The sequence below is a fragment of the Onishia taeanensis genome, from assembly GCF_900100755.1.
GTDB lineage: Bacteria > Pseudomonadota > Gammaproteobacteria > Pseudomonadales > Halomonadaceae > Onishia > Onishia taeanensis.
In genome coordinates this window covers 60037-85631 of sequence record NZ_FNCI01000006.1, presented here as the reverse complement: position 1 = coordinate 85631, position 25595 = coordinate 60037, and the positions used below count along the sequence as shown (strand labels likewise).

Here is a 25595-nt window from a genome sequence, read left to right as displayed (position 1 = left end):
GGGTTGCTTGGAAGGTTGCATGGAAGAGATCAGCTCAACATGGCTATTGGGTCAAGGCGTCAGCCTGGTGGCCTTGGCCCTCTGTCTCGTCGCTTTTGCCAGCAAACGCGATGACAAACTGTTCGTGTTGCTGCTGTTCGCCAACGTCGCCTTCGCCGCCCAGTTCGCGCTGTTCGGAAGTTGGGTAGCGGCAGGCATTTCGGCGCTGATCGTGCTGCGCATCGCACTGGTGCGCCGTTTTCCACGCAACGTCAGGCTGATGCTCGGGATGCTAGCGGCCACCTCGGCGGTGGCTCTGCTGACCTGGAGCGGCCCGCGCGACATCCCCGCTCTGATGGCGGGACTGCTGGGTACCTGGGGAATGTTCATGCTAAGCGGCATCGCCATGCGCGCCGCCCTGGCGGCGGCCGCATTATGCTGGGTCGCCAGCAACCTGCTGGCGGGCTCGATTGGCGGCACCATCGCCGAAAGCCTGATCTTCGTGACCAACGTGGTCACCATTATCCGCCTGCGGCGAGATGCCCATCTGCGCTATATCCACGGCTGACGCTGAGGCCCTTCAAGACCCTGTCTCATCCAGTCGTGGATACAATCGCTAAAACAGTCACTAAGGCTGTTATAGAACCGTCGCTTAGCAAGCCTCACTTCATCTCGAAGCCGCGTTCGATCAGGAAGTCGCGCATGTGGGGGCGCAGCTTGGTATCGAAGAGCGGCGTAAGGTTGTGGGACCAGTCGGCATCCTTGTTACCGCCGCTGCGCTCGCGGTAGTAGCGATGCATGGTGTCGTCGAAGGCCGCGACTTGCTGCTGATCATCGTCGTAAACATCTTCCTTGAGAATCGCCTCGACCGGCAGCCGCGGCTTGATATCCGGGGTCTGGGCCGGATAGCCAATGCACATGCCAAATACCGGATAGACGTGCTCGGGCAGGTGCAGCAGATCGCTAACGGCCTGGGGATTGTTACGGATACCGCCGATATAGCAAATGCCCAGCCCTTCGGATTCGGCGGCGACCGCTACGTTCTGAGCCATCAGGGCAGTATCGACGCTGGCCACCAGCAGTTGCTCGGTCATGCCGCGCACGACATTGGCACCGGTGCGCTCAGAGGCTTCAGTGGGTCGTTTCATATCGGCGCAGAACACCAGGAAGTCAGAGGCGTCGGCGACATAGGCCTGTCCGCCGGCCAGTTCGGCAATTTTTTGGCGGTTGGTAGGGTTCTTCACATGGATAACGCTGTACGCCTGAACATGGCTGGAGGTGGCGGCACTCTGGCCAGCACGGACAAGCTCCAACAGCAGCTCGTGGGGGATCTTCTGCTCGGTGAACTTGCGGATCGAACGGTGGGATTTCAGCAGCTCGATGGTAGCGTTCATGGGACCTCGTGATAGGCGATCAGGGATTGGGTAGACCCATAGTGGCAGCAAACGCATGTGAAAATAAATAGCATGCTTATTATATTCTGACACCAATCTCAGTAATCCAGCGCTTACTTGGCGACAAGCCTCCTCCGACCAGGCAAGCAGATGACGTAACTCGCGACTAGCGGAGTGCGGCGCCGATCTCGCGCTCGCCGTCGAGCAGATAGAACTCGCGATCGATAAGGTCGCTTGCCTTGACCAGGTGCACCAGCGCATGGGCGACATTGGCCCGCGAGACAGTGTTCTCACCGCCGGTTTCCTCGAGCGAGGTAGCCACTCGCTCGCTGGCGGCTTCATCAGTCAACCGCCCGGGTTTGAGAATCAGGTAGGGCACGCCGGCACTTCTCAAGTAGGCATCGGCGGCGAACTTGGCGGCCATGTAGGGGCGCAGCTTCTCCGGGGCTTCCTGCGGGTTTTCGGCACGCAGGGCGCTGACCATTAGAAAGCGCTGGATGCCGAACTCACGACTGGCGTCAACGGCGCGAGTGGCCGCGTACAAATCGATCAGCAGGGTTTTGTCGGGCCCCGTATGGGGGCCGGAGCCGGCCGTGAACAGCACCTGATCGCAGCCTTCGAAGGCATGGCGAAAGTCACCTTCTAGATCGGCGATCACGGTGTCGATGCCCTGTTCGGTAAACCAGGCACGCTGGTCTTCATGGCGGATCATGGCCTTGATGGGCAGGCCGGCCTTGGCGGCAATCGCGCAGAACTGGTGGCCGATCTGGCCGTTGGCACCGATCACTAAGGTGGTCATGCTAATCTCCTATCGGTTCTTGTGCTCGCTAGGTAGCGACTATTAGGTTCCTAATCGTCGCTATTATCAGCATTCTCAACATGCGGGTGCCTGCTGGCAACAGGTCGGCAAGACACGACGAAGCTGGAGAAAGAAGGCTCGCTGACGTAAGCTCGCCGCTCGCTTAGGTGAGCCAAGGCCTTATCCCAGCTAAGCCTGTTCCCGCCCCTGCCACGCCTTCATGGGCACCGCACCCCATCGCTGGCCTTTCGAGGAAAATGCCGTGAACCCCGAAGATCTGGAACGCTTGGTGACACTGAAAATGCCCTTTGGCAAGCACCAGGGCACCCTGATCGCGGACCTACCCGGCGGCTACCTCAACTGGTTTGCCCGGGAGGGTTTCCCTAATGGCGAGATCGGTCGCCTACTTCAACTGATGCAGGAGATTGACCACAACGGGCTCAGCGGGCTACTCGATCCGCTGCGTCGCCAAGGCTGATCCAGCAGCTGTAGCACTCATACCGATACGTAATAGTGACGGCCAAGGTGGCGTCGAAAACGCAGCCTAGCACTCACCTGCCTCAGGTTTTTCATCACGTCAGACTAATGCCCACACCAGTTGCCGGCCGAGGCCCAGGAGTGGCAATACCCCCCAAATGTAAACAAGCGTCAAAGATAAGGTCAGTATGTAGACGGGTTGCAAAGGCCGCAGTACTTTTCACCGGGTAGTCGCACCCAAAAGGCTTACTTAAAAGCCAGACTTCTCGAGATACATAAAATGAAAAAAGCCTTAAACCGTATTAGCGTCAAATACTCCGTTGCCTTTACTGCGGTAGCAATATCCCTGCTAATCGTTTTCGCCCTTAACTTCTTCCTCGTAAGCTCGATGAAGAAGCATATGGTAGAAATCGGTAACGACTTTACTCGCGCCATTTTCCTCATCACCAATGCGGATCGCGACCTGTATCAGGCCCAGATGAGTGTACTGGAGTACATGCGAGAAGAGCCGGGTACTGAAAATGCTGAAAAATCCATCAGCGACTTCCAAGAAAACACGCAACAGGTTCAGGACCGCCTCAATGAGTTCTCAAGCGTCATGGTGAACCATCCTGAGATCACCCAATTATTGAACGGTAGCGAAGAGAAGTTCACGCAATGGTTGGCGCAAGCCAAGAATGTCATCACGCTTCATGCACAAGGTAATGATAGGGCCGCCGATAGCCTTCTGGATGGACAGGCCGCTGCCTCCTTTGCGGATTTCAGAGGTTTCTTGAATTCTGCTGGCGAATCCATCATGCCGCAGATCCTGGAAATGGAAAAAAGCGCCATCAGTAAGATAAATACTCATCAGACTTCCACATTCACGTTCGTCCTGCTGGTCTTCATCGGTGCCGTTTCACTAGCGCTCATTGGGCCGCAGATGATGTCGAAAGCGATTCGCCAAATTACCGGGCGTATCAAAGAGATTGCTGAGGGCGATGGGGACCTGACTGCCCGAATCAACACCAAACGCAGCGATGAAATCGGCGATCTAGCACTACAGTTCAATGCCTTCGTCAGTCGCATCGATAAGACTCTTCAGGCCGTGAGCACCAGTACCAAGAGCGTACATTTTGCATCGGATGAAATTGCCAAGGGCAGTCAGGATCTTGCATCACGCACCGAACAAGCGGCTTCAAGCCTGCAGGAAACATCGGCTTCTATGGAAGAAATCACCGCAACCGTTGCTGTCACCTCAGATGCTGCGACAGAGGCGAATCAGCTGGTCCTTTCAACCGTAGATGTCACTCGCCGGGGTCAGGAAGCCATGGACCAGGTTAAGAAAACCATGGAGGAAATCAGGACGTCGGCCTCTCAGATCAGCGAAATCATCACGCTGATCGACGGGATTGCCTTCCAAACGAACATTTTGGCACTCAACGCTTCGGTCGAGGCGGCACGCGCCGGGGAGCATGGCCGAGGATTTGCGGTTGTTGCTCAGGAAGTACGTACGCTGGCCAGTCGCTCCAGTGACGCCTCCCGAGACATTCGTGAATTAATCGACACCTCGGTCACTCGTACTCAAACAGGGGTCGACCTAGTCCAAAGTACCGGCAAAACAATGAATGAGATCGTTGACAGCATCGAGCGCGTGACTCACGTGATCGGTGATATTACGGCCGGCGCGAAAGAGCAAAGCTTGGGTATCATGCAGATCAATACTGCAATCAACCAGCTCGATAACATGACACAACAGAATGCATCGCTGGTTGAAGAGTCCAGCGCCGCGGCGGGCGAAATGCGAGAGCAAGCCGAGCGACTCAATAGTTTGATTGCCTCCTTCAAGCTGAGCAATGATCAAGTCGACACCCTGCCAGTACCGTCGGTCCCAACGGTGTCACAGCGTCACAGTGCACCGCAAACTGTGCGCCGGCCCACCCTGCCTCAGGCAAGAACATCCGAGCTAGAGTGGGAGGCATTCTAATCGATAACAGATATCATGTTGTCGCCAACCTCGAAGTGGGTTGGCGTCAACATGTCACTACAGTGGAACATAAATATTAGTATCGCCCATATAGCCCGCGCAGTAATGGCTCTCTCTTCCAGAGGCAGCATAAAGAAAGGATCTATCTAGTGATCAAGCGTGCCGTAATCGTCGATGACGATATCGAAATACAGATGGTCAGCAGTCACTTGCTAAAAAAGAGAGAGTACGAGGTGGCAACTGCCAGCGGTCTGGGCGATCTCGTCTGCCACCCCGAGCTTCTGGAGGCTGACTTGATGTTGCTGGATTACGACTTAGGTGATTTCAATGGATTGGATGTCATTGATTATCTAAGCAACCTTAGGTTAGACATGGCCATCATATTAATTAGCAGCTGTGATCCTGAGATGGCTAGCCACATCTTGAAAGAAGGTGCGAGGAAACGGCTCAATATCCTCGGTTTCTTACCCAAGTCAAAATTGCTGACCGAACTGGATCACTTTATTGGCCTCCCACACAACATGGCGCGACAAGTCACCGCCAGCGACCTCGCACTAGCGATGCAGAGTGGTCACCTATTCACAGCTTACCAACCAAAGTACGACCTGGCATCGCGGAAAATAACGGGAGTGGAAGTGCTGGCAAGATGGAAAGACCCAGTTCTTGGCATCATTCCCCCCGACTGCTTCATCCCCCTGGCCGAACAGAGCGGTCAGATCGTCGACCTCACCTGGTACGTGATCAAGCGGGCCTTCGCGCAGCAGGAGCGCTGGCGTAGGAATGGCTCGGAGTTGAATATCGCCATCAATATTCCTGCACAGCTACTCAAGGTGCCCAATCTACTTGATACCTTCGATCGTATGGTGGCATCGCGGGCCAAAGGCCTAGAGGGTGTAACGCTGGAATTGACAGAAAACACCGGCATCGAGTGTTACCGATATGCTCGCCACATTTTGCAAGCCTTACGGGAGCGGGGGTGCCGTTTGTCGCTGGATGACTTTGGTACCGGCCATTCATCACTGACCCAGCTTCACCAGCTTCCATTCGATGAACTGAAGTTGGACCGTAGCTACGTGTCACATTGTGATGAAGAGCACGACGCTACCGCTATCACCCTATCCGCGATAGAGCTGGCTAAGCGCTTGGGTCTGAAGGTGGTGGCAGAGGGCATAGAGACACCTGGTCAATTAGAGCGCCTGCGGCTGGCGGGCTGTGACGAAGGACAAGGTTATTTATGGGCGCCAGCAATGCCAGAGGCAGAATTCAACGCTTGGCTGAGCAACCAGTCTATTGAACAACGCCCGCTGGCAGTCAAGGCCAACGCCGTCACCACAGCCCTTGGCGGGCAGCGATGAATCCTCTTAAGCAGATAGCAAGTTGGCTTCCATCAGCGCTTCATAAGCCCCGTCTTTTAGACTACGCAGCGCATCGAGTTGACACTGCAGCTCTTCGCGCGAGGTGTCAGGCGGGGCCTCTTCCAGCCCCCCTGCCACCTTAGCGATAGCCACGAACCCCAAGGCCGCGGAGGCGCCTCTTAACGAGTGCGCCTCACGCTCCAACGCCTGCCGATTACCGGCATCGAGGTAATCTTGCAGGTCCTCGAGGCGCGCTTCGAGTCTCATCAAATAGGTTCGCATCAAGCCCTCGAGAGCAACGGGATCCAAGGTGTAACGCAGTTCCTCACAAATCGACGCATCCAGCAGGTCGCCGTTTAATGGTGCCTCTTTATCCACGTCGCGCGCCTCGCTGGCCGCTTCGGCCGCAGGCATCGTTGATGCCCGCTCAAGATACTTGCTCAACATCGTCAACATGGCTTCACGAGTAAAGGGCTTACTGAGTACGTTATCCATCCCGCTACGAAAACAGCTTTCCAAAGCGGCAGGCATTACATTTGCCGTCATGGCGATAATAGGTAAGTGTTTTCCGTTCTCTCGTGACCGCCAACGGCGCGTTGTTTCCAGGCCATCGAGAACCGGCATTTGCATGTCCATCAGGACGAGATCAAAAGCCTCTTCTTCCATCCTCATTAGCGCTGCAGCGCCATTATCCACCACCACTACGTCCTGCCCCATTTGCTCAAGCATGGCCTCAACCAGCGTCTGGTTGATGGGGTTATCTTCAACGACCAAGATCTTATGCCGAAGCAGGCTGAGCTCGTTTAAATCGCTACGTTTCTCCGTATCGCTGCGCGGCACTTCAGGTAAGACAACGTCGAACCAAAACTTGCTGCCTATATCGAGCTGACTCTCGACATGTATGGTTCCGCCCATGGCAGTGACAAGCCGCTGGCAAATTGCGAGCCCCAGCCCTGTGCCTTCATGACGACGACTAATCGATGCATCTACCTGCGTAAAAGGTGTAAACAACCGCGCCTGATCCTCCGGCGCAATGCCGCATCCCGTATCTCTTACTTCAAAACGAATCGAGGAACCGGCGCCAGCCATGACCGAAAGTGTGATCGCCCCCTCCTGGGTGAACTTCATGGCGTTATTGCATAAATTCATCAAAACCTGGCGAAGGCGATTGACGTCGCCGCTAACATATTGCGGAACGCTATCATCGATATGATAGTTGAAGGTCAACGATGGGCAATTACAGCGTAGCTGATAACCAGCACAGAGTTGTGCCAAGAAATTCTTTAGATCAAAGGGTTGCTGGTCAAGCTCGAGTGGCCCCGATTCCATCTTGGTGTAATCGAGGACATCGTTGATAACCGCCTGCAGCCCATCGGCACTTTGCTTTAGTGCCATTAGATAGTTGCAGCCCCGAGCAGACATAGGCTCGTCAGAGAGCAGGTCGGCCATGCCGATCACGCCGTTAAGTGGCGTGCGAACCTCATGGCTCATTATCGCCATGAACTCCGACTTGGCACGGCTCGCCTCTTGGGCCAGCATGGCGACTTCATTCAATTCGTGAGTCTGTCGCTGCAACAGCCAAGCCTTCTCACCACGTGCCCGGCCTTCGCGTATTAGAGCATGGACGAGAACACCACCCGAGACGAGCAACAACAGAGCCAGCGCTATCACCAGCGCATAGAGCCGTAGCAGTCCCCTTTGTTGATGCGCACGCGTCGCCACCACCTCGTCGCTGACATCAAGAAGAATACGGGAGGAAATATCCTGAAGCGACACGCTTTCTTGCCGCAGATGATAGAGCAAATCTTCGGAAAGTGAGGTGGCACTATCTGGAAGCGAGGCAAGCCGATCATCCATGGACTCAATCAGTGAGTAGGCCTTACTCACCAACTCAGGCAAGCCGTCCATGGCCCTTATTTCCTTGCCAATCTCGCCGTACTTAAACAGTCTGACACGACTAAAAAGTATGTCGAACCGGAGCATTACATCATCTAGGTCGAATGCACCCACGCCGCCTATAGACAGCCGAAACTCTCGCACTTCTCTATCAAACTGGTAGGACGCCCAGGTAAGGTTTTCGTCCAATCTATTCTGCAGTGTTTGATGACGCTGGAATATAACACCACCCGCAAACAACAGCAGGAAAAAGAAAATAACTGCCGCCACGGTGGCCACCCTGTATCGCCTGGAAAAAAGCGACTGCATGGTGATGGCCATTTTGGGCGGCACTAGATCATTTGAGGTCAATGCGCTTAACCTGCCAAACTGAACGATGTACCGTAATATCGTTGCGTAGTTCAGGTCTCTCATCGAATGGATAAATAATAAAGATCGGCCCCTGATCGCGTACTCTCAATGCACGGCCATTGGCTGACATGGCCAACAAAACATCATACGTCATGAAATCGTCTACTGGGACGTCGACTGCATAGTCGTTCAGCGCCGTAATGTGCATGTTAGTTGCCTCGGCGCCCACGGCCTCGAGAAGATCACGCCCAAGTGGACCCACAAAGCTTACTTCCCCGTCATGCCAAGGCGTGTGCGTCACGGTTTCATGCTGTGGCAGCGCCTTGAGCATCTCACGGTCGAAGTGAGCCTCATCCCCCACATTGGTATTGCCGAGTTTGCCACTGACGACGAGAATGACAGGGCCAGTGGGCGCCTCAAGGGCCTGGACGTCTTCGGCAAAGATAACGGAAGCGCTTAGCGCAGCAGAAAAAAAGAATTTTGTTAGGATTTTCATTGATTTATGTCTTTTCCCTAGGAAAGATATTTTCAATATCGGCACTAAGATGAAAAACTTTAAAGCGACCTGCCAACGTATCAACCAGCGCTCCTTACACTAGAATGCTCTATCAAAGCTATGTCATAGGAAGTGACCGATGCGCATTGGCGTTCTAGAAGATGACGACATCCAGCAATCCTTCATAGAACTGTGTTTGGCCAAGGATGGGCACGAGATATCGCTTTTCCAGCGTGCCAGCGAGCTGCGGCGCGCCTTGCAACACCAGTCCTTCGACCTCCTGATCATCGACTGGCGGCTACCTGATGCCTGCGGTATGGATGTGACCAAGAACCTCCGCCAGCATGATGGTTGGCGCGGCCTCATCCTGTTCATCACGGCCAGTCAGAATGAAGAAGACGTCGTAATGGCCCTGGAGCATGGCGCAGACGACTTCATTGCCAAGCCACTGCGGCCAAGAGAGTTAAGTGCCCGCATCAATGCCCTAGGCAGGCGCGCGGGAATAATAGCGGAAGATACTGCCGCTAAGGTCGGGAGCTATCACTTGGACCACCAGCAGCGCTGCATACGCTTTGAAGAGCACGCCGTTACTCTGACCGATAAGGAATACCGTTTGGCAACGCTGCTGTTCACACATGCCAACGAGTTGCTCTCACGTGCACATCTGCTCGAAGTCGTCTGGGGTATGCAAGGCGATATTTCGACCCGCACCATCGACACGCACATCAGCCGACTCCGCCGCAAGCTCAGCCTGGACGGTAGCCACGGTTTCCGACTCCGGAGCATTTATCAGTGCGGCTATCGAATGGAGTCGGTGTCTGTGTCATCGGTGGGCAATCCTGCCTAGATAAGCCTCCCAATCTCCACATACGAGGTCGGCCGACCCGGGCCGGTACCCGGGACGGCAAAGAGAATACAGCGGTTATTCGAAGCTTGCGCAAACCGGGGACATGGCAGAGGGATTATGGCTTTCGACATGTGTCGTTGACCCATCACCCACCTCGATGGGGATATGCCACTGATGATCATGCTGCATGCCGTCGCAGGTGCCGACGGTGCCGCCACCAAAGTTCGAGTCAATCCAGTAGTCGACTGCATAGCTATCGCCAGCCTGCAGCGCATCGGGGTAGGTAAACGAGAAGGCCGGATCGCCGTCGGCGGAAACGGTGCCGGACTGCACGGCAAGCACCTCGCCCGACACGGTATCGACGAGGGCAGCCTTGATCGCCTGGCCGCCGTGTGGTCCGTTGAAGCTGGCATCTCCCTGGAAGGTGAGACTTTGACCATCGGCGGCCAGCGCTGACGTGGCGAACGAGGCAGTGGCCATGACTATCGCGGCGATCAGCAATGAAGCGGCTGAGCCCAGCGTGAGATAATTCCTATCCATGATGCAAATCTCCCGAAGCATGAGGACATGAGGAAGAGGCCCGAACGGGCCTGTCCACAGCATAGTGGCTTACCCGGCCTCTTGCCGGTCCATAACTGTCCGCAGGTACAGGGCGAGAGATGCAAGATGAGTAAAATGATGGAGGCCACAAGTGGACCAGTGGTGCGCCACCCTTCAATGGCTTAGAAAGCCCAACTTCGGGTAATCGTTAAGGCTAGGGATTCAGGTCATTGATTGGGAACAATCCATCACGAAAAGCCTTGCAAAGCGTGACATTCTCAGCATTTCTGACCATATTATCCCCCGGTGTGCCTCGTCATCACTCTCTCATTGCAAGGAAATGCATTCATGATGTCCGCTTCACGTTGTGCCGTCTTCGCCGCCGTCCCGCTCCTGTGCCTGGCCAGCTCCGCCCAGGCCCTGAACTGGCAGGCAGCGCCGCTCTACGAAACCATCGAGTTGAAATCAGGTTTCCAGCCTGATCCTCACCAGGTCAGTATCAGTGCGGGCGGCGACACCGACGCCTCCGAAGCCGGCCCCAACTGCAGCGGCTTCGTGAACGGCGAAACACCGGATTTGGACATCAATTTCGAAGCTGGCGAGTACCCACTCACCATCTATGTCGAGTCCGCATCGGACACGACGCTGGTAGTCTATGACGCCAACGGCAACTGGCACTGCAACGACGACTACTCGACTGCCAGCGGCAATAATCCGGCGCTGCAGTGGAATTCAGCGCCGTCCGGCAACTATAACGTCTGGGTTGGCACCTTTAACCCCGGCGAAATGCCCGAGGCGGTCGTCAAGATCTCCGAGCGGGACCCGGAATGGACGGACATGTCAGGCGGTTCTGCTTCGAGCACTGCGCAGGTCAACAATAGCGGCGACATCGAATGGGGCGACAATACCAGCCGGTGGGCGAATGATGGCGAATGTGATGATCCACGCTTCGTAGGCGAAGGCGCTCATTCACTCAACGTCGACGAGGATCGCTATCACGATGCCGTCGATTGCCAGAGCCTCTATGAACAGGGACGTATTACGCTCGCGTCGAGCGGCGATACGGTCAACAGCTCAAGCGACATCCAATGGGGTGACAACACCAGCCAATGGTCCAACGACGGTGAATGCGACGACCCGCGCTTCGCCGGCCCCGGTGTGAATTCTAACAACCTCGCCGAAGATCGCTATCACGACGCCGCCGACTGCCAGAGCCTCTATGGCCAGGGCCAGATCTACTTGAAATAACATAAGCACCGGCCATGTAAAGCGGCCGTGCCTTGATGCTACCCGCGCCAGGTCCCCGGACCTGGCGCTTTGCTTTTACGCCGGTTATTGCAGCCAGATCCATCTACTGTCAGAGCTTTTTTTCAAAACTATTTCCAGAACTTATTCCAGAACTTTCCCACGACTCTCTTCACGACTTTTTCAGGATTCTGCTTCTGCTTCCAGAACCCAAAAGAACTACATCCAGCCCTTGCGGCGGAACAGCCACACCAGACTGGTCGCAATCACGGCCATCACGCCAAGGAGAGCGAAATAGCCATAGCGATAACCAAGCTCGGGGATATAGGAGAAATTCATCCCATAAAGCCCCGCCAGGAAGCCCAGTGGAACAAATATCGCCGTGATAACGGTGAGTACGCGCATGGTGATGTTGAGCTGGTGTGACGAGATGGAAATATAGCCGTCTATCAGGTCGCCGCAAATGTCGTAATACATCTGCGTCAGGCTATATAGGCGCTCGAAACGCTCATGAACATCGTTGACGGCGTGAAGGGTGTCGGCATCTTCCCGAGGCAGATGATCGTAATCATAGGCCATCACCTCCTGGGTGATCGCCTGGTGATAGTTGAAGATTCGCCGCATCTTCAACAGCCGCGACTTGTAGCTGATGATCCGCTTCATCAGGGTATCGTTGCCCGCTTCGATCAGGTCATCCTCGAGATCGCTGAGCTGGGTTTCGAACTCGAGCAGGCTCTCGAGATAGAACCCCGCCGAAAGGTGCATGATCTTCAACGCCAGTTGCCCGGGTGATTGCCCCAGCAGCTTACTGCCGTCCTGCCCCCACATGCGGTCAATGCTCATGGCAAGGCTTGGGTGCAGGCTGATCAGGGAGCGATCACCGATAAAGAAGGAGACCTGCTGAGGCGCATAGTTAAGCTCGGCGTCAAAAGACGATATGCCCCGATAAATGATCAGGGTATGCGTCTCGAATTCCTCGACCTTGGGAGGATGACGCTCCCGCTGGGCATCGATGATCGCCAGCGGATGGCAGTCAAAATCCTCGAGCAGGACTCGCTGCTCCTCAGGTGACACACCCTGTAGATCAACCCAGATGCGACTGTTCGGTTGCTCTCGCCAATCGGCGATTAACTCCTCTCCTCCCGTGCGTGAATGACCGTCGGTGTCGAGCAGTAGCGTGCGAATCATGAGACACGATCCTTCCTGGAGAATGGAAAGGTGCCAAGATAAGCCAGTCCTCATGACTTTGCACTGTATGACGAACGCGCCGACAGCCCGGCGCGCAATCGTGAAAGAAGGTGCTCGCCCCTTTACAGGGAAACTTCACCTGAGAGGCAGTCTTATCAGACGGCTGCCTCGTAAGCCGCCTTGAGGCGATAGAACTCGCAGACGATCTCATCCATGGCGGCGGTGTCGTAATCACGTAGACCGCTGACCACCAGCTTCTTGGAGCCCCTACCAATATTGTGGCCGCAGGCAGTGAGTCCGAACTCCAGGAGGGCCTCACCGCGTTTGCCGAGTACTTCGAAAGACGAGTCCTGAAGCTCAAGGCCCGGATCTTCGACGTCGAGGCGATCCAGCGAAAAACCCATGCTGTCGTAGATCACCAGCGGACGCTGGGGGTTGAACATGACGCCGTGCGTCTGCATCAGCGGCTTGAGGTAATGCGGGAAATTCTTGCCGGAAAATGCCACATACCGCCGCGTGAAGGCGGCGATCACCTCTTCGTCGTGCGTCAAACCTCCGCTGCGCTCGACTTCCAGGTACACCTTGCCCTGCTGGTCGGTGACGCGAATAGAGCCATCATCATGCTCCTGGAAATCCAGCGCGACCTCTGCCCCCACCATGCTGCGAAAATGAAAGGTCATGCATTGAGACAAGCCGAACTTCGACAAGACCAACGCAAAGAGCAGATCCCCCGGCACACAGAAGCGCCGCGCATCCGGGTTGTGGATCGGGTTGTAGTCTCCGGCGACCTGCTTGGCAAAATGGCTGGCTTGCTCCGCACTGATGCTAATGCGGCCGTCGTGGACCTGATGGAATTTGTCGAGAAACATGCGTCGTCTTATTACACCTCAAGAAAAGATTAGGCTTCGCCCTTCCCGGGGCGATAGCGGTCACGACAGTCCAAGGACAGCGGACATCCTGTTTACCTGACGCCATTGGCCGTCAAATTGTCGGTGATGAGCGACACCATTGTCTCACCTAGTCCCATGCTGCGCAGAAGCCCGCACGCTGTACCGTATCACTAGACTTCGCGGGGGCTAACGTAACATGTTGTCAAAAATTCGCCTATCGCCGCGATGCAAGTTGACCACCGACCCGCCAACCCGCCCCTTCTTCAACACCGCTATCACCGACATGGTTAGCGAAAATGCACAAAAACAGTGCGCTAGGGATCTCTGGTATTCAGAATTCCCGTTCGAATGTTGTTTTGCCACCCGAAAGCTTGCGCAGAATCGTGACGTAGATCATGCACGCAGGTTAATTGCCGCTATGCATCGAAGGTCTCTAATTGGTAAGGCTACGGGGCATGATAGCATCGTACAGAATCGTTATTTAAACCAAAGCCGATACAATAAATTATGAACAATAAATCGCCTTTTTCTTGGCAGTACTACCTTCCCATCATGGCATTCGCCCTGCTTTGCCTGGTCTTCAGCCCTTCGGTGCTGGCCATGTCCGGTGAGCTGGATTTAACCGATTCGGCCGTTGGCATGTTCACCGTCGCTATTTTCATTCTTGCGTATGTGCTTGTCATGCTTGAAGAAAAGCTGCACATGCGCAAGTCGAAGCCTGTACTGGTGGCCGCAGGCGTCATCTGGGGGCTCATCGGCTGGGTCTACGTCAGTAACGGCATGCCGGACGCGGCCGAACATGCATTCCGGGCCACGCTACTCGAATTCTCGGAATTGATGCTGTTCCTGCTGGTTGCGATGACCTACATCAATGCCATGGATGAACGCGGGGTATTCGATGCGCTGCGAGGTTGGATGCTGGAACGCGGCTTCAGCTACCGCAGCTTGTTCTGGCTGACGGGCGGCCTGGCCTTCGTGATTTCTCCTGTCGCCGACAACCTGACTACCGCCTTGTTGATGTGCGCCGTTGTCACCAAGGTAGCCGAAGGCAATCACCGCTTCATCAACCTGTGCTGCGTGAATATCGTGGTGGCCGCCAATGCCGGTGGTGCCTTCAGCCCATTTGGTGATATCACGACCCTGATGGTTTGGCAGGCCGGGCTGGTGGAGTTTTACGAATTCTTCGAGCTATTGGGGCCGTCGCTGACTAACTTCCTGGTACCGGCAGTGGTGATGAGTTTCTTCGTCCCGAAATATCACCCCAAGGCTCACGGTGAGCACATAGAGATGAAGCGTGGTGCGCGGCGAATCGTGCTGCTGTTCCTGCTGACGGTGGCAACAGCAGTGGCCTGCCATACTGTCCTACACCTGCCGCCCGTGCTTGGCATGATGACTGGCTTGGGCTATCTGCAGTTCTTTGGCTATTACCTACGCCGCACTCTGCCTCGCGAACTGGAACGCCAACGCAGTCATTACCGACAGCGCGGGGACCTCCAAGCACTGGAACGCCTGGGCAGTGTCGTGCCATTCGACGTATTCAACCGTATCGCCCGAGCCGAATGGGATACGCTGCTGTTCTTCTACGGGGTAGTGATGTGCGTTGGAGGCCTAGGCTTCATGGGATACTTGGCGATGCTTTCGGAAGTGCTCTACAGCCAGTGGGATGCCACCTGGGCCAATGTGTTTCTGGGCCTGATCTCAGCAGTGGTCGATAACATTCCGGTCATGTTTGCGGTACTAACCATGGAACCAGAGATGTCGCATGGTCACTGGCTACTGATCACCCTGACCGCTGGCGTCGGCGGCAGCCTGCTGTCAGTCGGTTCGGCCGCTGGGGTAGCGCTAATGGGCCAGGCCCGTGGCTCTTATACCTTCCTTGGGCACCTGAAATGGTCGCCCATCATTTTCCTGGGTTATGTGGCTAGCATTCTCGTCCATCTGTGGCTAAATTCTGGCAGCTTCGCTCTCCAGTAAGCGGCTCAGGCCGCCAGCCCTCGCTGGCGGCCTCTTGCTCCTACCACCTTCCCTTTCCATGATGCACTTTTCCGTGTACTGATGTGCCAGTGGACTCTCCAGCTCAGGCTGCGGTCGACATAGCCAATCCATCAGGCGTGCTTTAAGATGCCAGGGTGGGCATCATTAATGAAAAAAATAATATTTCAAGTTGTAACAGAACCTGATCGCCAAAGCCTGACCAATGCGATATGAGGAGTGAAAGGTTTATCAATCAGTCGACGTTACATTTAGCTCGCTGTACAAGCCTTCCTCCCGGTCCAATCACTTGTTCTTTCGGCAACCACAAGAGTGACGCTGCCAAGGCAGTGCTTGAACAGCAAAGTGCTCGACCAGGTTCCATTAACCATTCGGGTGAACCATGTCGCGAATGAGGTCTGGTATGGCGCTCAGCTTGGTGCGTTGGGGGCTAACGTGCTTGACCATGATACTCGCCCCTAGCTGCATTGCTGAGGATGAACAGCCCGATATCGTCATGGTCGCGAACCAAGACGTCAGAACGACATCGCTGAACCAGGATACTGCCCGAGCCATGTTCGCCATGCGTCAACGCACCTGGCCAAACGGACAGGCATTGAGGGTCTTCGTGCTGCCAAACGGCCATCCGGTGCATGACCGCTTCGCTAAGCAGAGCTTGTCGGTTTACCCTCACCAACTTCAACTGTCCTGGGATCGTGTGGTGTTTTCAGGAACCGGACAGGCCCCCACGCAGGTAATGTCACAATCGGAAATGCTAGAGCGCATCGCCACTACCCAGGGAAGCCTGGGGTATCTCGATAGGGAGCATCTGGATGATCGTGTCCACGTCATATCAATGGAGTAACGTAGGGGCACGACTCCTGGGTGTCATCGGCATTTTGAGTCTCCTCGCAACAGCTAAAAATGCAGATGCCCAAGATATAGGCGATACGCTACAAGTACATGGCTTTCTTAGTCAGGCGCTAGTGATTACCGATGACAACAATTTCTTTGGCCCCAGTAGCGAAGGCGGTGGTAGCACCCAATTTACCGAGGTCGGCGTCAATTTTTCCGTGCGTCCCCACGAGGATATTCTGGTCGCCGCGCAGGTGCTAAGCAGGCGCGCAGGCGGCAATGGCAGTGAGGGTCAACCGAAGCTTGATCATGGGGTAGTAGACTATCAAGCCCTGTCTGGTCAGGAACGAAGCGCTGGAATACAAATTGGTCGCTTCAAGAACCCATTTGGCTTCTACAATCAAACGCGCGATGTGTCTTTCACGCGGCCCAGCATACTTCTTCCACAATCAATCTATTTTGATAGGACCCGTTCACTCGGTTTGGCAGCGGATGGCATAAGTTTTTACGAAGAAGAGAGACTTTCAAAGGGAGTTGTAAGGCTACAAGCTGGCATTGGCGTTCCACAAACCGATAATGACCTCGAAAGACAGGCTTTTCCAAAAAGCAATAGAACATCGATTGATGGCAACACATCATTTATCGGGCAAATTCTATATGAACATAATGGAGGCGGATTTCTAGCTGCCTTAAGCATAGCTGACGTATCAGGTGATGTTAGAGCATACAGTGACAGAGGAAAGTTATTTTTCCAGCCCACTGTACTGTCAATACAGCTAAATCGAGAAAAATGGAGCATCACCTCAGAATATGCCATCAGAAAAATTGAGTCTCGAAACTTCGATAACGAAATAATAAACTCAAAAGTTATAGGTGAGAGCTGGTACCTACAGTACACCAGAAGATTTAACAGCAATTGGAATGGCTTCTTACGCTACGACACCATGGTCGCAAACCGTAATGATCCTTCTGGACGCGACTACGAGGAAGCTGGCTCTGGGCCCGGACACTCACAATACGCCAGAGATTGGACTATGGGGGCACAATGGAAGCCGCATCCACAACTACTGCTATCCGCAGAATATCATCATGTAGACGGAACAGGCTGGTTATCCGTTCAGGAAAACCCCAACCCAGTTGACACAGACCGATACTGGAATATGTTTCTGATGCAGTTATCGCTGCGATTCTAAATCAGCCGGCACTGCAAATTAGCATATTATGCAAGGATGACATTGCCCCCTTATGGACAGCTTGAAGAAAATTCGACCCAAGCTTGGACTGACATGGCGCGTCATTGCCTTGACCAGCCTACTGTTGCTCGGTTTGACAACGGCCTTTACCTTCGTAAGCCGAGACAACTTACTGCGACAATTTAATGATTCTCGGAATGACCAAGTTCAGCGCCAAGCCAGGGAAATTCGTCAAGCCCTCAACCATTCTATGGATAGCTTGCGACAGATTGCAGCATTAAACGCCTCTCTCACCTCAGGTCTTGGAAATGCTCTAAAGCAGGCTGATAGAGCAACCATCGCCAGCTCTTTCAACAACAAATGGCCAACGCTGCAACTGGAAGCAGGCATCGACGAACTAGTTATACTAGACGAGACTGGCCAGCAGCTTGTTAAATGGGGATATAGTCAGGCAGGCCATAACTTACCCTTCGCAGAGTGGGGGAAAAATGTGATTGCCTCCGACATGCCTTTCACGACATTACGTTGCTTCGCCGACTGCCGGCAGTATGCAGTGGCTCCTATTCTAGTAGATGGCAAAAGTCATGGTGCCGTCCTGATATCACGCTCACTAGCTGATGTAACTCGGCAGGCTCACGAAGTGTCGGGAAGTGATGTAGCCTTGCTAATAACAGGTCAATATGCCCAAGACCAATTGGACATTACACGCAGTGTCAGTGCTTGGCATGGAAAACTAGCCACACTCACAAACCAAGAAAATACTTTGCCATTAATACATCAAGCTGCGTATCTTTTTACATTAGAAGAGCTACAAAACAAGCCCGCAAGATTAAAGCATAGCAACAAATATATAGAAATTAGTACTATAAAAATAAGCCGAAACAATAAACAAGGTGAAACTGGACATTTTATACTGATATCCGACATTACATCACAAATTTATGCCATCAACCGAGATACTGGTACGATATTAGCTACTGGCTTGATTGGATGGCTGGCTGCCGAAGTAATGCTTCTCGTCATCCTTTGGAAGCCTATGGCACGCGTTCGCCGTTTATCAAGTGTATTGCCAGCACTTGCAGAAGGTGGTTTTGCGAAGGCTAAACAGATGATACCCATGCCGAAACGGCGTCTTTTGGACGAAATCGACTTGTTAGATGCTACTGCATTGGATCTTGCATGTCAGCTGGAGACACTTGAAGGGGAGGTTAAGTCTCGTGGCGAGCTTCTGAATGCACGCTTGGAAGAACTGGCTAGAGAGCGTGATTTTATCGAGAACCTTCTAGACACGGCACATGTTCTAATTTTGACACAAGATAATCAGGGTAAAATAAGCTTGGTCAATCAGTACTGTCAAGATATCTTTGGACAGCCATATGATATTATCCTTGGACAACGATTCGAAGCACTTTTCCATAAGCCAAGTGACTCGCGATTTGAAACTAGCGACCATCAAGCTGAGGAGCGTCTACTGCGCGGAAAAGATGAAGAACAACGCACCATTGTCTGGTATCACGCTCGCCTTTCTGATAGCAATGACCCCTCAATGCATACCATTTCAGTTGGCATCGATATAACCGACCGAAAAGCAGCAGAATCACGCCTCGCTTGGTTAGCAAGCCGTGACTCTTTGACAGGCTTATACAATAGACGCGCATTCCAGGAAAGAATTGAAGAAGTCTTCGAAAAAGAGGAAGCAGGTGCTGTTCTTTTCATGGACCTTGACCAATTCAAGGATGTCAACGAACTTAGCGGGCATCCTGCGGGCGACAAACTCTTACAACTTGTAGCGAGGAATATCGAGAACGTAATTGGCGAGCGAGGCTTTATTGCGCGGTTAGGTGGCGATGAATTTTCGGTATTATTGGAGAACGCTAGTGAAAACGAAGCCGTTGAAATTGCGCAAAATATAGAAAATAATCTTGATGAAACTAGTTTACTTTTACACGACGGACGCCTTCATCGCGCTAGTGTAAGCATTGGTATCGCCTGTTATCCACTCCATGGGCCTACACCTGCTGAGCTAATGGCAAATGCAGATGTAGCCATGTACAAGGCAAAAGAGAGCAGTCTAAAACGCTGGCATATGCTTTCTACAATTGACGAAGCCAAGAATGAACTGCAGAAGCGTGTATATTGGATAGAAAGAATTAGACATGCGCTACAAAACAACGAATTTGAGCTAATGACTCAGCCAATAATAAAATTATCAGATGGCAGCGTTAAACATTACGAAATACTTTTACGCCTTCGTGGAGATGGAGGTGAACTTATATCACCAGGAACCTTCATACCCATAGCAGAACAAAGTGGTCAAATTATTCAAATAGACAGGTGGGTCCTACATCATAGTCTTATTCTTCTAAAAGAAATACAGGAAGATGGTGTCTCTTTATCAGTAAACCTGTCTGGACAATCACTTCATGAACCTGGGATTAACAGCTTCCTTTCCGAGGAATTAAAAAGAAGTGGTGCAAACCCAAATCAGCTTATTCTAGAGGTAACAGAGACGGCAGCCGTTACAGACTTCTCTACCGCAAACAATGTATTACTTAGAATGAGGAACCTCGGTTGCCAAACTGCACTAGATGACTTTGGCGTTGGATTTAGCAGCCTCCATTATTTAGGCCAGCTACCAATGGACTTCATTAAAATAGATGGATCATTTATTAAAGACCTATCTTCAAACTATAAAAACCAGCTTATAGTCAAAGCAGTCACTGAAATAGCAAAAGGTTTTGGAAAGGCTGTAATTGCTGAATTCGTAGATAGCACAGAGACCGCCAATATACTTAAGGAATATGGAGTAACATTTGGCCAAGGTTACTTTTTGGGCGAACCCAAAGAGATCTCAGACACAAAAACTAGACACAAAAACCATGAATAACTGGAAAAAAGACGAAGATATATACGAGACGTTCTCCCGCGAATTCTCGTTCAAGATAGCTTCAAATAATGAAGAAAAAATGAAAGCTTATGCCATTAGGCATCAAGTTTACAGGGAAGAAATGAAGTGTGACATCGGGGAAAAAGGTACTCCATATGAATACGATGAATATGATGAGAACTCCACACTTTGCATCATTATCCACAGAGAAAGCGGCTTACCAGCAGGCTGCCTAAGGTTGGTCTCACCCGACAATACGCCATCATCGCCCTGCTACTTCTTACCATTAGAAAAACACTGCATGGCAAGCCTGACCAACCCAACAGTACACCCTAATAATTTTAAAAAAGAACAGACCTGTGAAATCTCCAGACTAGCCGTCATAAAAGAATTCCGAAAAAAGAAAGACAAACAATGCATTTCCAGCAGAAAAAATCAAAAAATCAAAGAGATCCAAGAAAAACACGGTCATCTTTTCCCCCTAATAGGTGTAAGCCTTTTCTTAGCATCCACTGCTATCGCAGGAATCTCAGAAAGACATCATGTCTTCGCCATGATGGAGAAAAGATTTGCCAGACTTCTCGGCGTTTCAGGTATAAACTTCCGAACTGCAGGTTCAGAAATCCACTACCATGGAGAGAGAACACCTTTTTACATCGACCAACGAGATGCAGAAACTTCTATTAAGCCAAATTTGCAAAAACTTTACCTCTCTATAAAAAAGGACTTAGAAAAACAGAGGGCATTGATATTAAGGCTCAGCAACCAAAGAACAGCAACAATAGCAGCCAAAGAGGGATCAAGCTAATTACCATATTTAGTAATATCCGGCCCCGCGTAAAACCTCTCGGGCCCATCCAGCAGCATGATGGCCAGCACATTGCGGTGCTCGCCTCGTGCTAGATCAGTGCTGCCAAACTCACCGGGAATCATGCTTGCCTCGGGGTCATAGGCACTCATCAGTGCTTGCTGGGTACGCGAGACGACCGGATGATCGGCCAGCCCTGCCAGTTGGAAGCTGATACCGACCTCGGTGTAGATGTCTTCCTTGGTCTCGGCCAGGATGCGCTCAATTTGGGCATCGAACTCATCGAGGATCCAGGCGTTGTCTGTAGCAGACACGCGATACTGATAATAGTCACTGGCGGCAATCACGAAGTGCGTCATGCCATAGATCTTGTTGCGAAAGGACGCTTGGGACAGCGCGGCATCGCGTGCCGGCGGATAGTGAGCACGAAAGGCGGCCTTGGCTTCATGACGTAGATCGGCTACTCCCAGTCCGTAGAGATCATAGGCCAGGTTTGCGACCTGGGCGGCATAGACCTCGAGTACCTCAGGAGACGTCAAGAAATCGCGATACGGCTGCTCGTCGAGATACGCCATCGCCCTATCGACTCCCGACAGTTGCTGCTCATTCAACAGGCCGTGAGCGCGCGCCTGGTTCAGACGGAAGGCGAGATATTTGGCGAAGATCATCTCACCCCACTCCCCCAGCATCTCTTTGCGTATGCGCTGCTTTCGCGTGCGTTCGGGATAGCGCTCTAGCATTCCGGCGGCACGCTGAGCGGCATATCCCGGCTCGGCCAAGCCGGCGATATCCTTTTGCAAAGACGCGACCAATCGCCTGCCATAGTCCTCAAGTGGCGGAAGATAACGCTCATCTCCGGTAATGCGGTACAGCCGCTGCGCATAGTGGCGCTGCTTGGCGGCAGGCAGGGTGTCGAAGGCAGTGTCGTAGCGGGCACGTATCTCGGCCGCGATGTCTTGCTGTGAAAGCGGAGCGGCTGTCGCACATCCAACAACCAGACAGTAGAGCAGCCATAGTAGAACCCAGCGCAGGCGATGCTGTACCGGATGATAGGCCTCATACCCAAATGCCTTCGACCGCATGACGCCCCCTTACCGGAATATGGCTGCAGCCACAGTATAGGCACACTCTGGAAGTCGTTTCAGCGCCGACGTCGTGCCGCTTTGGGGCTGATCAGCTTGACCCTGACTTTAGGACGCCGCCGTACGTGTGCCGGGGGCTTAACGTCACGGGATTTCGTCTCAGAGGGCTCTGGTGGTGGCGTCACTACCCAGGCGAAGGTGGGCAGGCTCAGTTGCCAGTAAATGGCCGCAAGTCGCAGTGACAGGGTCAGCCCTAGCGCCAAGCCAATGGAAAGGACAGTATTCATCTGGAGTTCGAGCAGCAGCACATAGCTCGTGCCACCAATGATCGACGCCGTCGCATAGATCTCCTGGCGCAACACCATCGGTACCCGCCGCGCCAGCACATCGCGCAACATGCCGCCGGCAACCCCGGTCATCATGCCCATTAGCACCGCCACCACGCCGGCATTGCCCAGCATCAGCGCTTTATGGGTGCCGATCACGGTGAACAGCGCAAGTCCGCAGGCGTCGGTCACCGGCAGGAAAGTGCGCGTCAGGCGATGAATGTAGTGAAAGCCGAGAATCGAGAGAGCCACGGTGGCCAGCACCACCCACAAATAAGTGGGATCTGTGACCCAAAACACCGGGCGTACGCCCAGCACCAGATCTCGAATGGTGCCGCCACCGATGCTGGCTACTGCCGCCAGCACCAGCATGCCGAAGGGATCCATGCGCGTACGGCAGGCAAGAATCACCCCCGACAGCGCAAAGACGATTACCCCTGCCATGTCCATCCAATAGACCAACGCCGCCACGTCATCGCTCCTTACTCATGTTCCCGCTAAGGATACGCGATTTGTGACGGCGCTGAGGCTGTTCCGCTTGGAGAATCCTCCTGCCCTAACGAGATGCCTCGGCCAGCAGGGCGACAAGCTCCGGTACCGCCGCCTGCCCGTGTCCCTGCTCGATAGCCTGCCGATACAGGCCGGCGATACCATCGGCTGCTTGGTGGCTGGCCCCCAATTCCTCGACCATCTGCTGGTAGTAGCCAATATCCTTATTGGCATTGGACAGCGAGAAACGAAAACTCGAGGGATCATCGGCAAGGATGAAGGGCTTCAGGCGCTCGAAGACCACCCCTGCACCACCGCCATTGCCGAGCACTTCGATCAGCGCCTGCGGCGCGACACCGGCGCGACGTGCGGCAGCTGACGCCTCGGCGAGCACCGCCGAGAAACCCAGGGAGACGAAGTTGTGCAGGAGCTTGACCCGATGCCCGCTACCCACCGGCCCGACATGGGTAATCGCCTCGGCGAAACTCTCGAGCAAGGACCGAATCTCGCTGAAGAGCTCATCCGGCGCGCCGACGATCAGGTTCAATCGCCCTTCTTCGGCTTCCTTGGGCGTACGAGTCATGGCCGCATCGCAGAAACGTCCACCCCGGTCGACGACCCGCTCGGCGATCGCCACCGTCGAGCTGGGAATGGCCGTGGAACAGTCGATGACGATGCTACCGGGCGCCAGGCCCTCCAACACGCCGCCGGCCTCGTTGAGCACGGCTTCCACCTGCGGCGAACCGGTCACGCACAGGATCACCACATCGGCCGAAGCAGCGACCTCGGCGGCGCTCGACAGGCGCGTTGCGCCCTCGGCCAACAAGTCATCCACCGGCTGATTGCCCGGATGATCGAGAAAACTCAGTGCGTGGCCATGGCGCAGCAGATTACGGGCGATGCCATGTCCCATTAGGCCAACACCGATCAGCCCTACCCGTCGGGAATCCGTCATGCTCTTGCTCCTTGCAAGCCTTGATGAACAGGCCATGATAAAAGGGGAATAAATAAGCCAATGTCAGTCTGCGCTCTCCTAGGCTTTGCTTAGCCGTGGCGGATGGCAACGGTCTTGAGGCGGGTATAGCTTTTCAGACCCTCGAAGCCTTTTTCACGACCATGACCCGAGCGCCCCACCCCGCCGAAGGGCAGCTCGACGCCACCAGCGGCGCCATAGTTATTGACGAATACCTGACCGCTGCGAATGCCCTTGGCCAGGCGCAGCTGACGCCCACCGTCGCGTGTCCAGACGCCGGCACAGAGACCGAAGTCGGTGGCATTGGCAAGCCGCAGGGCATCAGCCTCGCTGTCGAAGGACTGCACCACCAGCACTGGCCCAAACAGCTCCTCGCGGGTCACTGCATGCCCGTCGGGCACATCCACCAGCAGCTGCGGCACCACGAAGTAGCCACTCTCGGGTGCACCCGGGGCAAGCTGTCCTGCCGCGGCCACGCGTATGCCGTCGGCCTTCGCCGCCGCAAGCCGCGTTTCCAGCAGCTCGCGCTGGCGGCCGTTGATCAGCGGCCCACAGTCCGCATCACGCTCGCCCTCATCGCAACGCAACGCCGAGAACTGATCGGACAATCGCGCCACGACCTCATCGAAGCAGGCGGCCTCGACCAGCAGACGGCTCCCCGCCGAACAGGTCTGGCCCGCATTCTGGATAATGCCGCGCAGCACCGCCGGCAGCGCCGCGTCCAGGTCGGCATCGGCGAACACCAGCTGCGGCGACTTGCCGCCAAGCTCCAGGGTCACCGGCACATGGTGCTCGGCGGCCGCCTGGTTGACTCGAGTGCCGGTCTCGGGCGAACCGGTAAACGACAGATGATCGATGCCCGGGTGCGCCGCCAACGCCGCCCCCGCCTCGCGCCCCAGGCCCGGTACCACGTTGAGCACCCCAGGCGGCAGCTCCGTGCGGCTGGCAAGCGTTGCCAGATGCAATACGCTCAGGCAGGCGTCCTCGGCGGGTTTCAACACCACGGTGTTGCCGGCCGCCAGCGCTGCGGCCACGCAGCGACCGAATATCTGGGAGGGATAGTTCCAAGGAATGATCTGCGCGCAGACGCCGAAGGGCTCACGCAGCGTCATCACCGCATAGTCGGTCTCGAAGGGAATCGTTTCGCCGTGCAGCTTGTCGGCCCCGCCGGCATAGAAGCGGAAATAGCGTGCGCAGGCTGCGATATCTGCCCGGGCCTGGCTGATCGGCTTGCCGGTATCGGCACATTCGAGGGCCGCCAGCGTCTCGGCATCCGCCTCGATGGCGTCTGCGAAGGCCGAGAGCCACTCACCGCGACGACGCGCCGGCCAGGCAGGCCAGCTGCCGGTCTCACCATCGAAGGCACGGCGCGCCGCCGCCACGGCAGCGTCGATCTCGGCCTCACCGCCGCGGCCAATGCGCGCCAGCGGCTCCGCACTGGCCGGGGCCTCGACCATCAGCGTCTCGGCAGTATCCACCCAGCGGCCATCGATCAAGGCACCCGCGGGAGGCATGATAGGCAGCTCACGCATCGTTTCACTCTCCTTTGTTTGTCGTTATATCCGAGTGTTGCGCGCTCGTACTTTAG

Annotated in this window: 22 protein-coding genes; 11 read left to right on the top strand and 11 right to left on the bottom strand. The window is 54.4% G+C overall.

Annotation, left to right across the window (positions count from 1 at the left end):
• Positions 1-19 precede the first annotated feature (19 nt).
• Complete coding sequence (locus BLR71_RS09840; RefSeq protein ID WP_092525581.1) at positions 20-547, top strand: YgjV family protein; 528 nt, start codon at positions 20-22, stop codon at positions 545-547.
• Between the two features lie 94 nt (positions 548-641).
• Here the strand turns inward: BLR71_RS09840 and nfsA are convergent, their stop codons facing one another.
• Positions 642-1373, bottom strand: a complete 732-nt coding sequence (gene nfsA, locus BLR71_RS09835) for an oxygen-insensitive NADPH nitroreductase (RefSeq protein ID WP_092525579.1) — start codon at positions 1371-1373, stop codon at positions 642-644.
• A 166-nt stretch (positions 1374-1539) separates the two neighbouring features.
• A complete protein-coding gene (locus BLR71_RS09830; protein ID WP_092525577.1) occupies positions 1540-2172 on the bottom strand; it encodes an SDR family oxidoreductase in 633 nt (210 codons plus the stop codon).
• Between the two features lie 262 nt (positions 2173-2434).
• Between BLR71_RS09830 and BLR71_RS09825 the strand changes: the two genes are divergently transcribed.
• The 3 genes from BLR71_RS09825 to BLR71_RS09815 all read left to right on the top strand — a co-directional run bounded on the left by BLR71_RS09825 (position 2435) and on the right by BLR71_RS09815 (position 5970).
• Entirely contained in the window at positions 2435-2650 is a 216-nt protein-coding gene (locus BLR71_RS09825; protein ID WP_092525575.1) for a DUF3820 family protein, read from the top strand.
• Between the two features lie 279 nt (positions 2651-2929).
• Positions 2930-4615 carry a methyl-accepting chemotaxis protein gene (locus BLR71_RS09820; protein WP_092525573.1) on the top strand — a complete coding sequence of 562 codons (1686 nt, stop codon included), beginning with the start codon at positions 2930-2932 and terminating at the stop codon, positions 4613-4615.
• Between the two features lie 149 nt (positions 4616-4764).
• Positions 4765-5970, top strand: a complete 1206-nt coding sequence (locus BLR71_RS09815) for an EAL domain-containing response regulator (RefSeq protein WP_092525571.1) — start codon at positions 4765-4767, stop codon at positions 5968-5970.
• 6 nt (positions 5971-5976) lie between these two features.
• On the opposite strand, the gene BLR71_RS09810 is transcribed toward BLR71_RS09815, so the two are convergent.
• Positions 5977-8187 (bottom strand): ATP-binding protein, encoded by a 2211-nt coding sequence (locus BLR71_RS09810; RefSeq protein WP_175491648.1) that lies wholly within the window; start codon positions 8185-8187, stop codon positions 5977-5979.
• A gap of 16 nt (positions 8188-8203) precedes the next feature.
• On the bottom strand, positions 8204-8713 hold the full coding sequence (locus tag BLR71_RS09805) for a putative pterin-binding protein (RefSeq protein ID WP_092525771.1): 510 nt from the start codon (positions 8711-8713) through the stop codon (positions 8204-8206).
• A gap of 139 nt (positions 8714-8852) precedes the next feature.
• Here BLR71_RS09805 and BLR71_RS09800 point away from each other — a divergent pair, with 139 nt between their 5' ends.
• Positions 8853-9560, top strand: coding sequence for a response regulator transcription factor (locus tag BLR71_RS09800; protein WP_092525567.1), 708 nt, complete (start codon positions 8853-8855; stop codon positions 9558-9560).
• A gap of 75 nt (positions 9561-9635) precedes the next feature.
• On the opposite strand, the gene BLR71_RS09795 is transcribed toward BLR71_RS09800, so the two are convergent.
• A complete protein-coding gene (locus BLR71_RS09795) occupies positions 9636-10100 on the bottom strand; it encodes a hypothetical protein (RefSeq protein WP_245696407.1) in 465 nt (154 codons plus the stop codon).
• A gap of 348 nt (positions 10101-10448) precedes the next feature.
• On the opposite strand from BLR71_RS09795, the gene BLR71_RS09790 reads away from it, so the two are divergent.
• The gene (locus BLR71_RS09790; protein WP_092525566.1) at positions 10449-11348 is read left to right on the top strand and encodes a hypothetical protein; all 900 of its coding nucleotides are present in this window, start codon (positions 10449-10451) and stop codon (positions 11346-11348) included.
• Between the two features lie 216 nt (positions 11349-11564).
• Here the strand turns inward: BLR71_RS09790 and BLR71_RS09785 are convergent, their stop codons facing one another.
• Together BLR71_RS09785 and BLR71_RS09780 are read right to left on the bottom strand one after the other, a co-directional pair.
• Complete coding sequence (locus BLR71_RS09785; protein ID WP_092525564.1) at positions 11565-12533, bottom strand: magnesium transporter CorA family protein; 969 nt, start codon at positions 12531-12533, stop codon at positions 11565-11567.
• Between the two features lie 155 nt (positions 12534-12688).
• The gene (locus BLR71_RS09780; protein WP_092525563.1) at positions 12689-13402 is read right to left on the bottom strand and encodes a DUF3581 domain-containing protein; all 714 of its coding nucleotides are present in this window, start codon (positions 13400-13402) and stop codon (positions 12689-12691) included.
• Between the two features lie 573 nt (positions 13403-13975).
• On the opposite strand from BLR71_RS09780, the gene nhaD reads away from it, so the two are divergent.
• From nhaD to BLR71_RS09755, 5 genes are all read left to right on the top strand, one after another.
• Positions 13976-15397 (top strand): sodium:proton antiporter NhaD, encoded by a 1422-nt coding sequence (gene nhaD, locus BLR71_RS09775; RefSeq protein ID WP_245696412.1) that lies wholly within the window; start codon positions 13976-13978, stop codon positions 15395-15397.
• 421 nt (positions 15398-15818) lie between these two features.
• Complete coding sequence (locus BLR71_RS09770; RefSeq protein ID WP_245696406.1) at positions 15819-16259, top strand: hypothetical protein; 441 nt, start codon at positions 15819-15821, stop codon at positions 16257-16259.
• Entirely contained in the window at positions 16228-17442 is a 1215-nt protein-coding gene (locus BLR71_RS09765) for an OprO/OprP family phosphate-selective porin (RefSeq protein ID WP_245696405.1), read from the top strand. The genes BLR71_RS09770 and BLR71_RS09765 overlap by 32 nt, the downstream gene beginning before the upstream one ends.
• 52 nt (positions 17443-17494) lie before the next feature.
• Positions 17495-20329 (top strand): bifunctional diguanylate cyclase/phosphodiesterase, encoded by a 2835-nt coding sequence (locus BLR71_RS09760; RefSeq protein ID WP_092525560.1) that lies wholly within the window; start codon positions 17495-17497, stop codon positions 20327-20329.
• Entirely contained in the window at positions 20322-21137 is an 816-nt protein-coding gene (locus tag BLR71_RS09755; protein ID WP_092525558.1) for a PEP-CTERM/exosortase system-associated acyltransferase, read from the top strand. Before BLR71_RS09760 ends, BLR71_RS09755 begins: the two co-directional genes overlap by 8 nt.
• On the opposite strand, the gene BLR71_RS09750 is transcribed toward BLR71_RS09755, so the two are convergent.
• From BLR71_RS09750 to BLR71_RS09735, 4 genes are all read right to left on the bottom strand, one after another.
• The gene (locus BLR71_RS09750) at positions 21134-22219 is read right to left on the bottom strand and encodes a DUF3541 domain-containing protein (protein WP_092525557.1); all 1086 of its coding nucleotides are present in this window, start codon (positions 22217-22219) and stop codon (positions 21134-21136) included. The genes BLR71_RS09755 and BLR71_RS09750 overlap by 4 nt on opposite strands.
• A 59-nt stretch (positions 22220-22278) precedes the next feature.
• The gene (locus BLR71_RS09745) at positions 22279-23016 is read right to left on the bottom strand and encodes a trimeric intracellular cation channel family protein (protein ID WP_092525555.1); all 738 of its coding nucleotides are present in this window, start codon (positions 23014-23016) and stop codon (positions 22279-22281) included.
• Positions 23017-23101: 85 nt separating this feature from the next.
• Positions 23102-23989 carry an NAD(P)-dependent oxidoreductase gene (locus BLR71_RS09740; protein WP_092525553.1) on the bottom strand — a complete coding sequence of 296 codons (888 nt, stop codon included), beginning with the start codon at positions 23987-23989 and terminating at the stop codon, positions 23102-23104.
• 89 nt (positions 23990-24078) lie between these two features.
• The gene (locus tag BLR71_RS09735) at positions 24079-25539 is read right to left on the bottom strand and encodes an aldehyde dehydrogenase family protein (protein WP_092525551.1); all 1461 of its coding nucleotides are present in this window, start codon (positions 25537-25539) and stop codon (positions 24079-24081) included.
• Between the last annotated feature and the right edge of the window lie 56 nt (positions 25540-25595).

Bases quoted from the DNA above. Each gene is read 5' to 3' on its own strand.
- BLR71_RS09840 (WP_092525581.1), top strand. From the start codon at position 20: ATGGAAGAGATCAGCTCAACATGGCTATTGGGTCAAGGCGTCAGCCTG.
- nfsA (WP_092525579.1), bottom strand. From the start codon at position 1,373: ATGAACGCTACCATCGAGCTGCTGAAATCCCACCGTTCGATCCGCAAG.
- BLR71_RS09830 (WP_092525577.1), bottom strand. From the start codon at position 2,172: ATGACCACCTTAGTGATCGGTGCCAACGGCCAGATCGGCCACCAGTTC.
- BLR71_RS09820 (WP_092525573.1), top strand. From the start codon at position 2,930: ATGAAAAAAGCCTTAAACCGTATTAGCGTCAAATACTCCGTTGCCTTT.
- BLR71_RS09810 (WP_175491648.1), bottom strand. From the start codon at position 8,187: ATGGCCATCACCATGCAGTCGCTTTTTTCCAGGCGATACAGGGTGGCC.
- BLR71_RS09805 (WP_092525771.1), bottom strand. From the start codon at position 8,713: ATGAAAATCCTAACAAAATTCTTTTTTTCTGCTGCGCTAAGCGCTTCC.
- BLR71_RS09800 (WP_092525567.1), top strand. From the start codon at position 8,853: ATGCGCATTGGCGTTCTAGAAGATGACGACATCCAGCAATCCTTCATA.
- BLR71_RS09795 (WP_245696407.1), bottom strand. From the start codon at position 10,100: ATGGATAGGAATTATCTCACGCTGGGCTCAGCCGCTTCATTGCTGATC.
- BLR71_RS09790 (WP_092525566.1), top strand. From the start codon at position 10,449: ATGATGTCCGCTTCACGTTGTGCCGTCTTCGCCGCCGTCCCGCTCCTG.
- BLR71_RS09785 (WP_092525564.1), bottom strand. From the start codon at position 12,533: ATGATTCGCACGCTACTGCTCGACACCGACGGTCATTCACGCACGGGA.
- BLR71_RS09780 (WP_092525563.1), bottom strand. From the start codon at position 13,402: ATGTTTCTCGACAAATTCCATCAGGTCCACGACGGCCGCATTAGCATC.
- nhaD (WP_245696412.1), top strand. From the start codon at position 13,976: ATGGCATTCGCCCTGCTTTGCCTGGTCTTCAGCCCTTCGGTGCTGGCC.
- BLR71_RS09770 (WP_245696406.1), top strand. From the start codon at position 15,819: ATGGCGCTCAGCTTGGTGCGTTGGGGGCTAACGTGCTTGACCATGATA.
- BLR71_RS09765 (WP_245696405.1), top strand. From the start codon at position 16,228: ATGATCGTGTCCACGTCATATCAATGGAGTAACGTAGGGGCACGACTC.
- BLR71_RS09760 (WP_092525560.1), top strand. From the start codon at position 17,495: ATGGACAGCTTGAAGAAAATTCGACCCAAGCTTGGACTGACATGGCGC.
- BLR71_RS09755 (WP_092525558.1), top strand. From the start codon at position 20,322: ATGAATAACTGGAAAAAAGACGAAGATATATACGAGACGTTCTCCCGC.
- BLR71_RS09750 (WP_092525557.1), bottom strand. From the start codon at position 22,219: ATGCGGTCGAAGGCATTTGGGTATGAGGCCTATCATCCGGTACAGCAT.
- BLR71_RS09740 (WP_092525553.1), bottom strand. From the start codon at position 23,989: ATGACGGATTCCCGACGGGTAGGGCTGATCGGTGTTGGCCTAATGGGA.
- BLR71_RS09735 (WP_092525551.1), bottom strand. From the start codon at position 25,539: ATGCGTGAGCTGCCTATCATGCCTCCCGCGGGTGCCTTGATCGATGGC.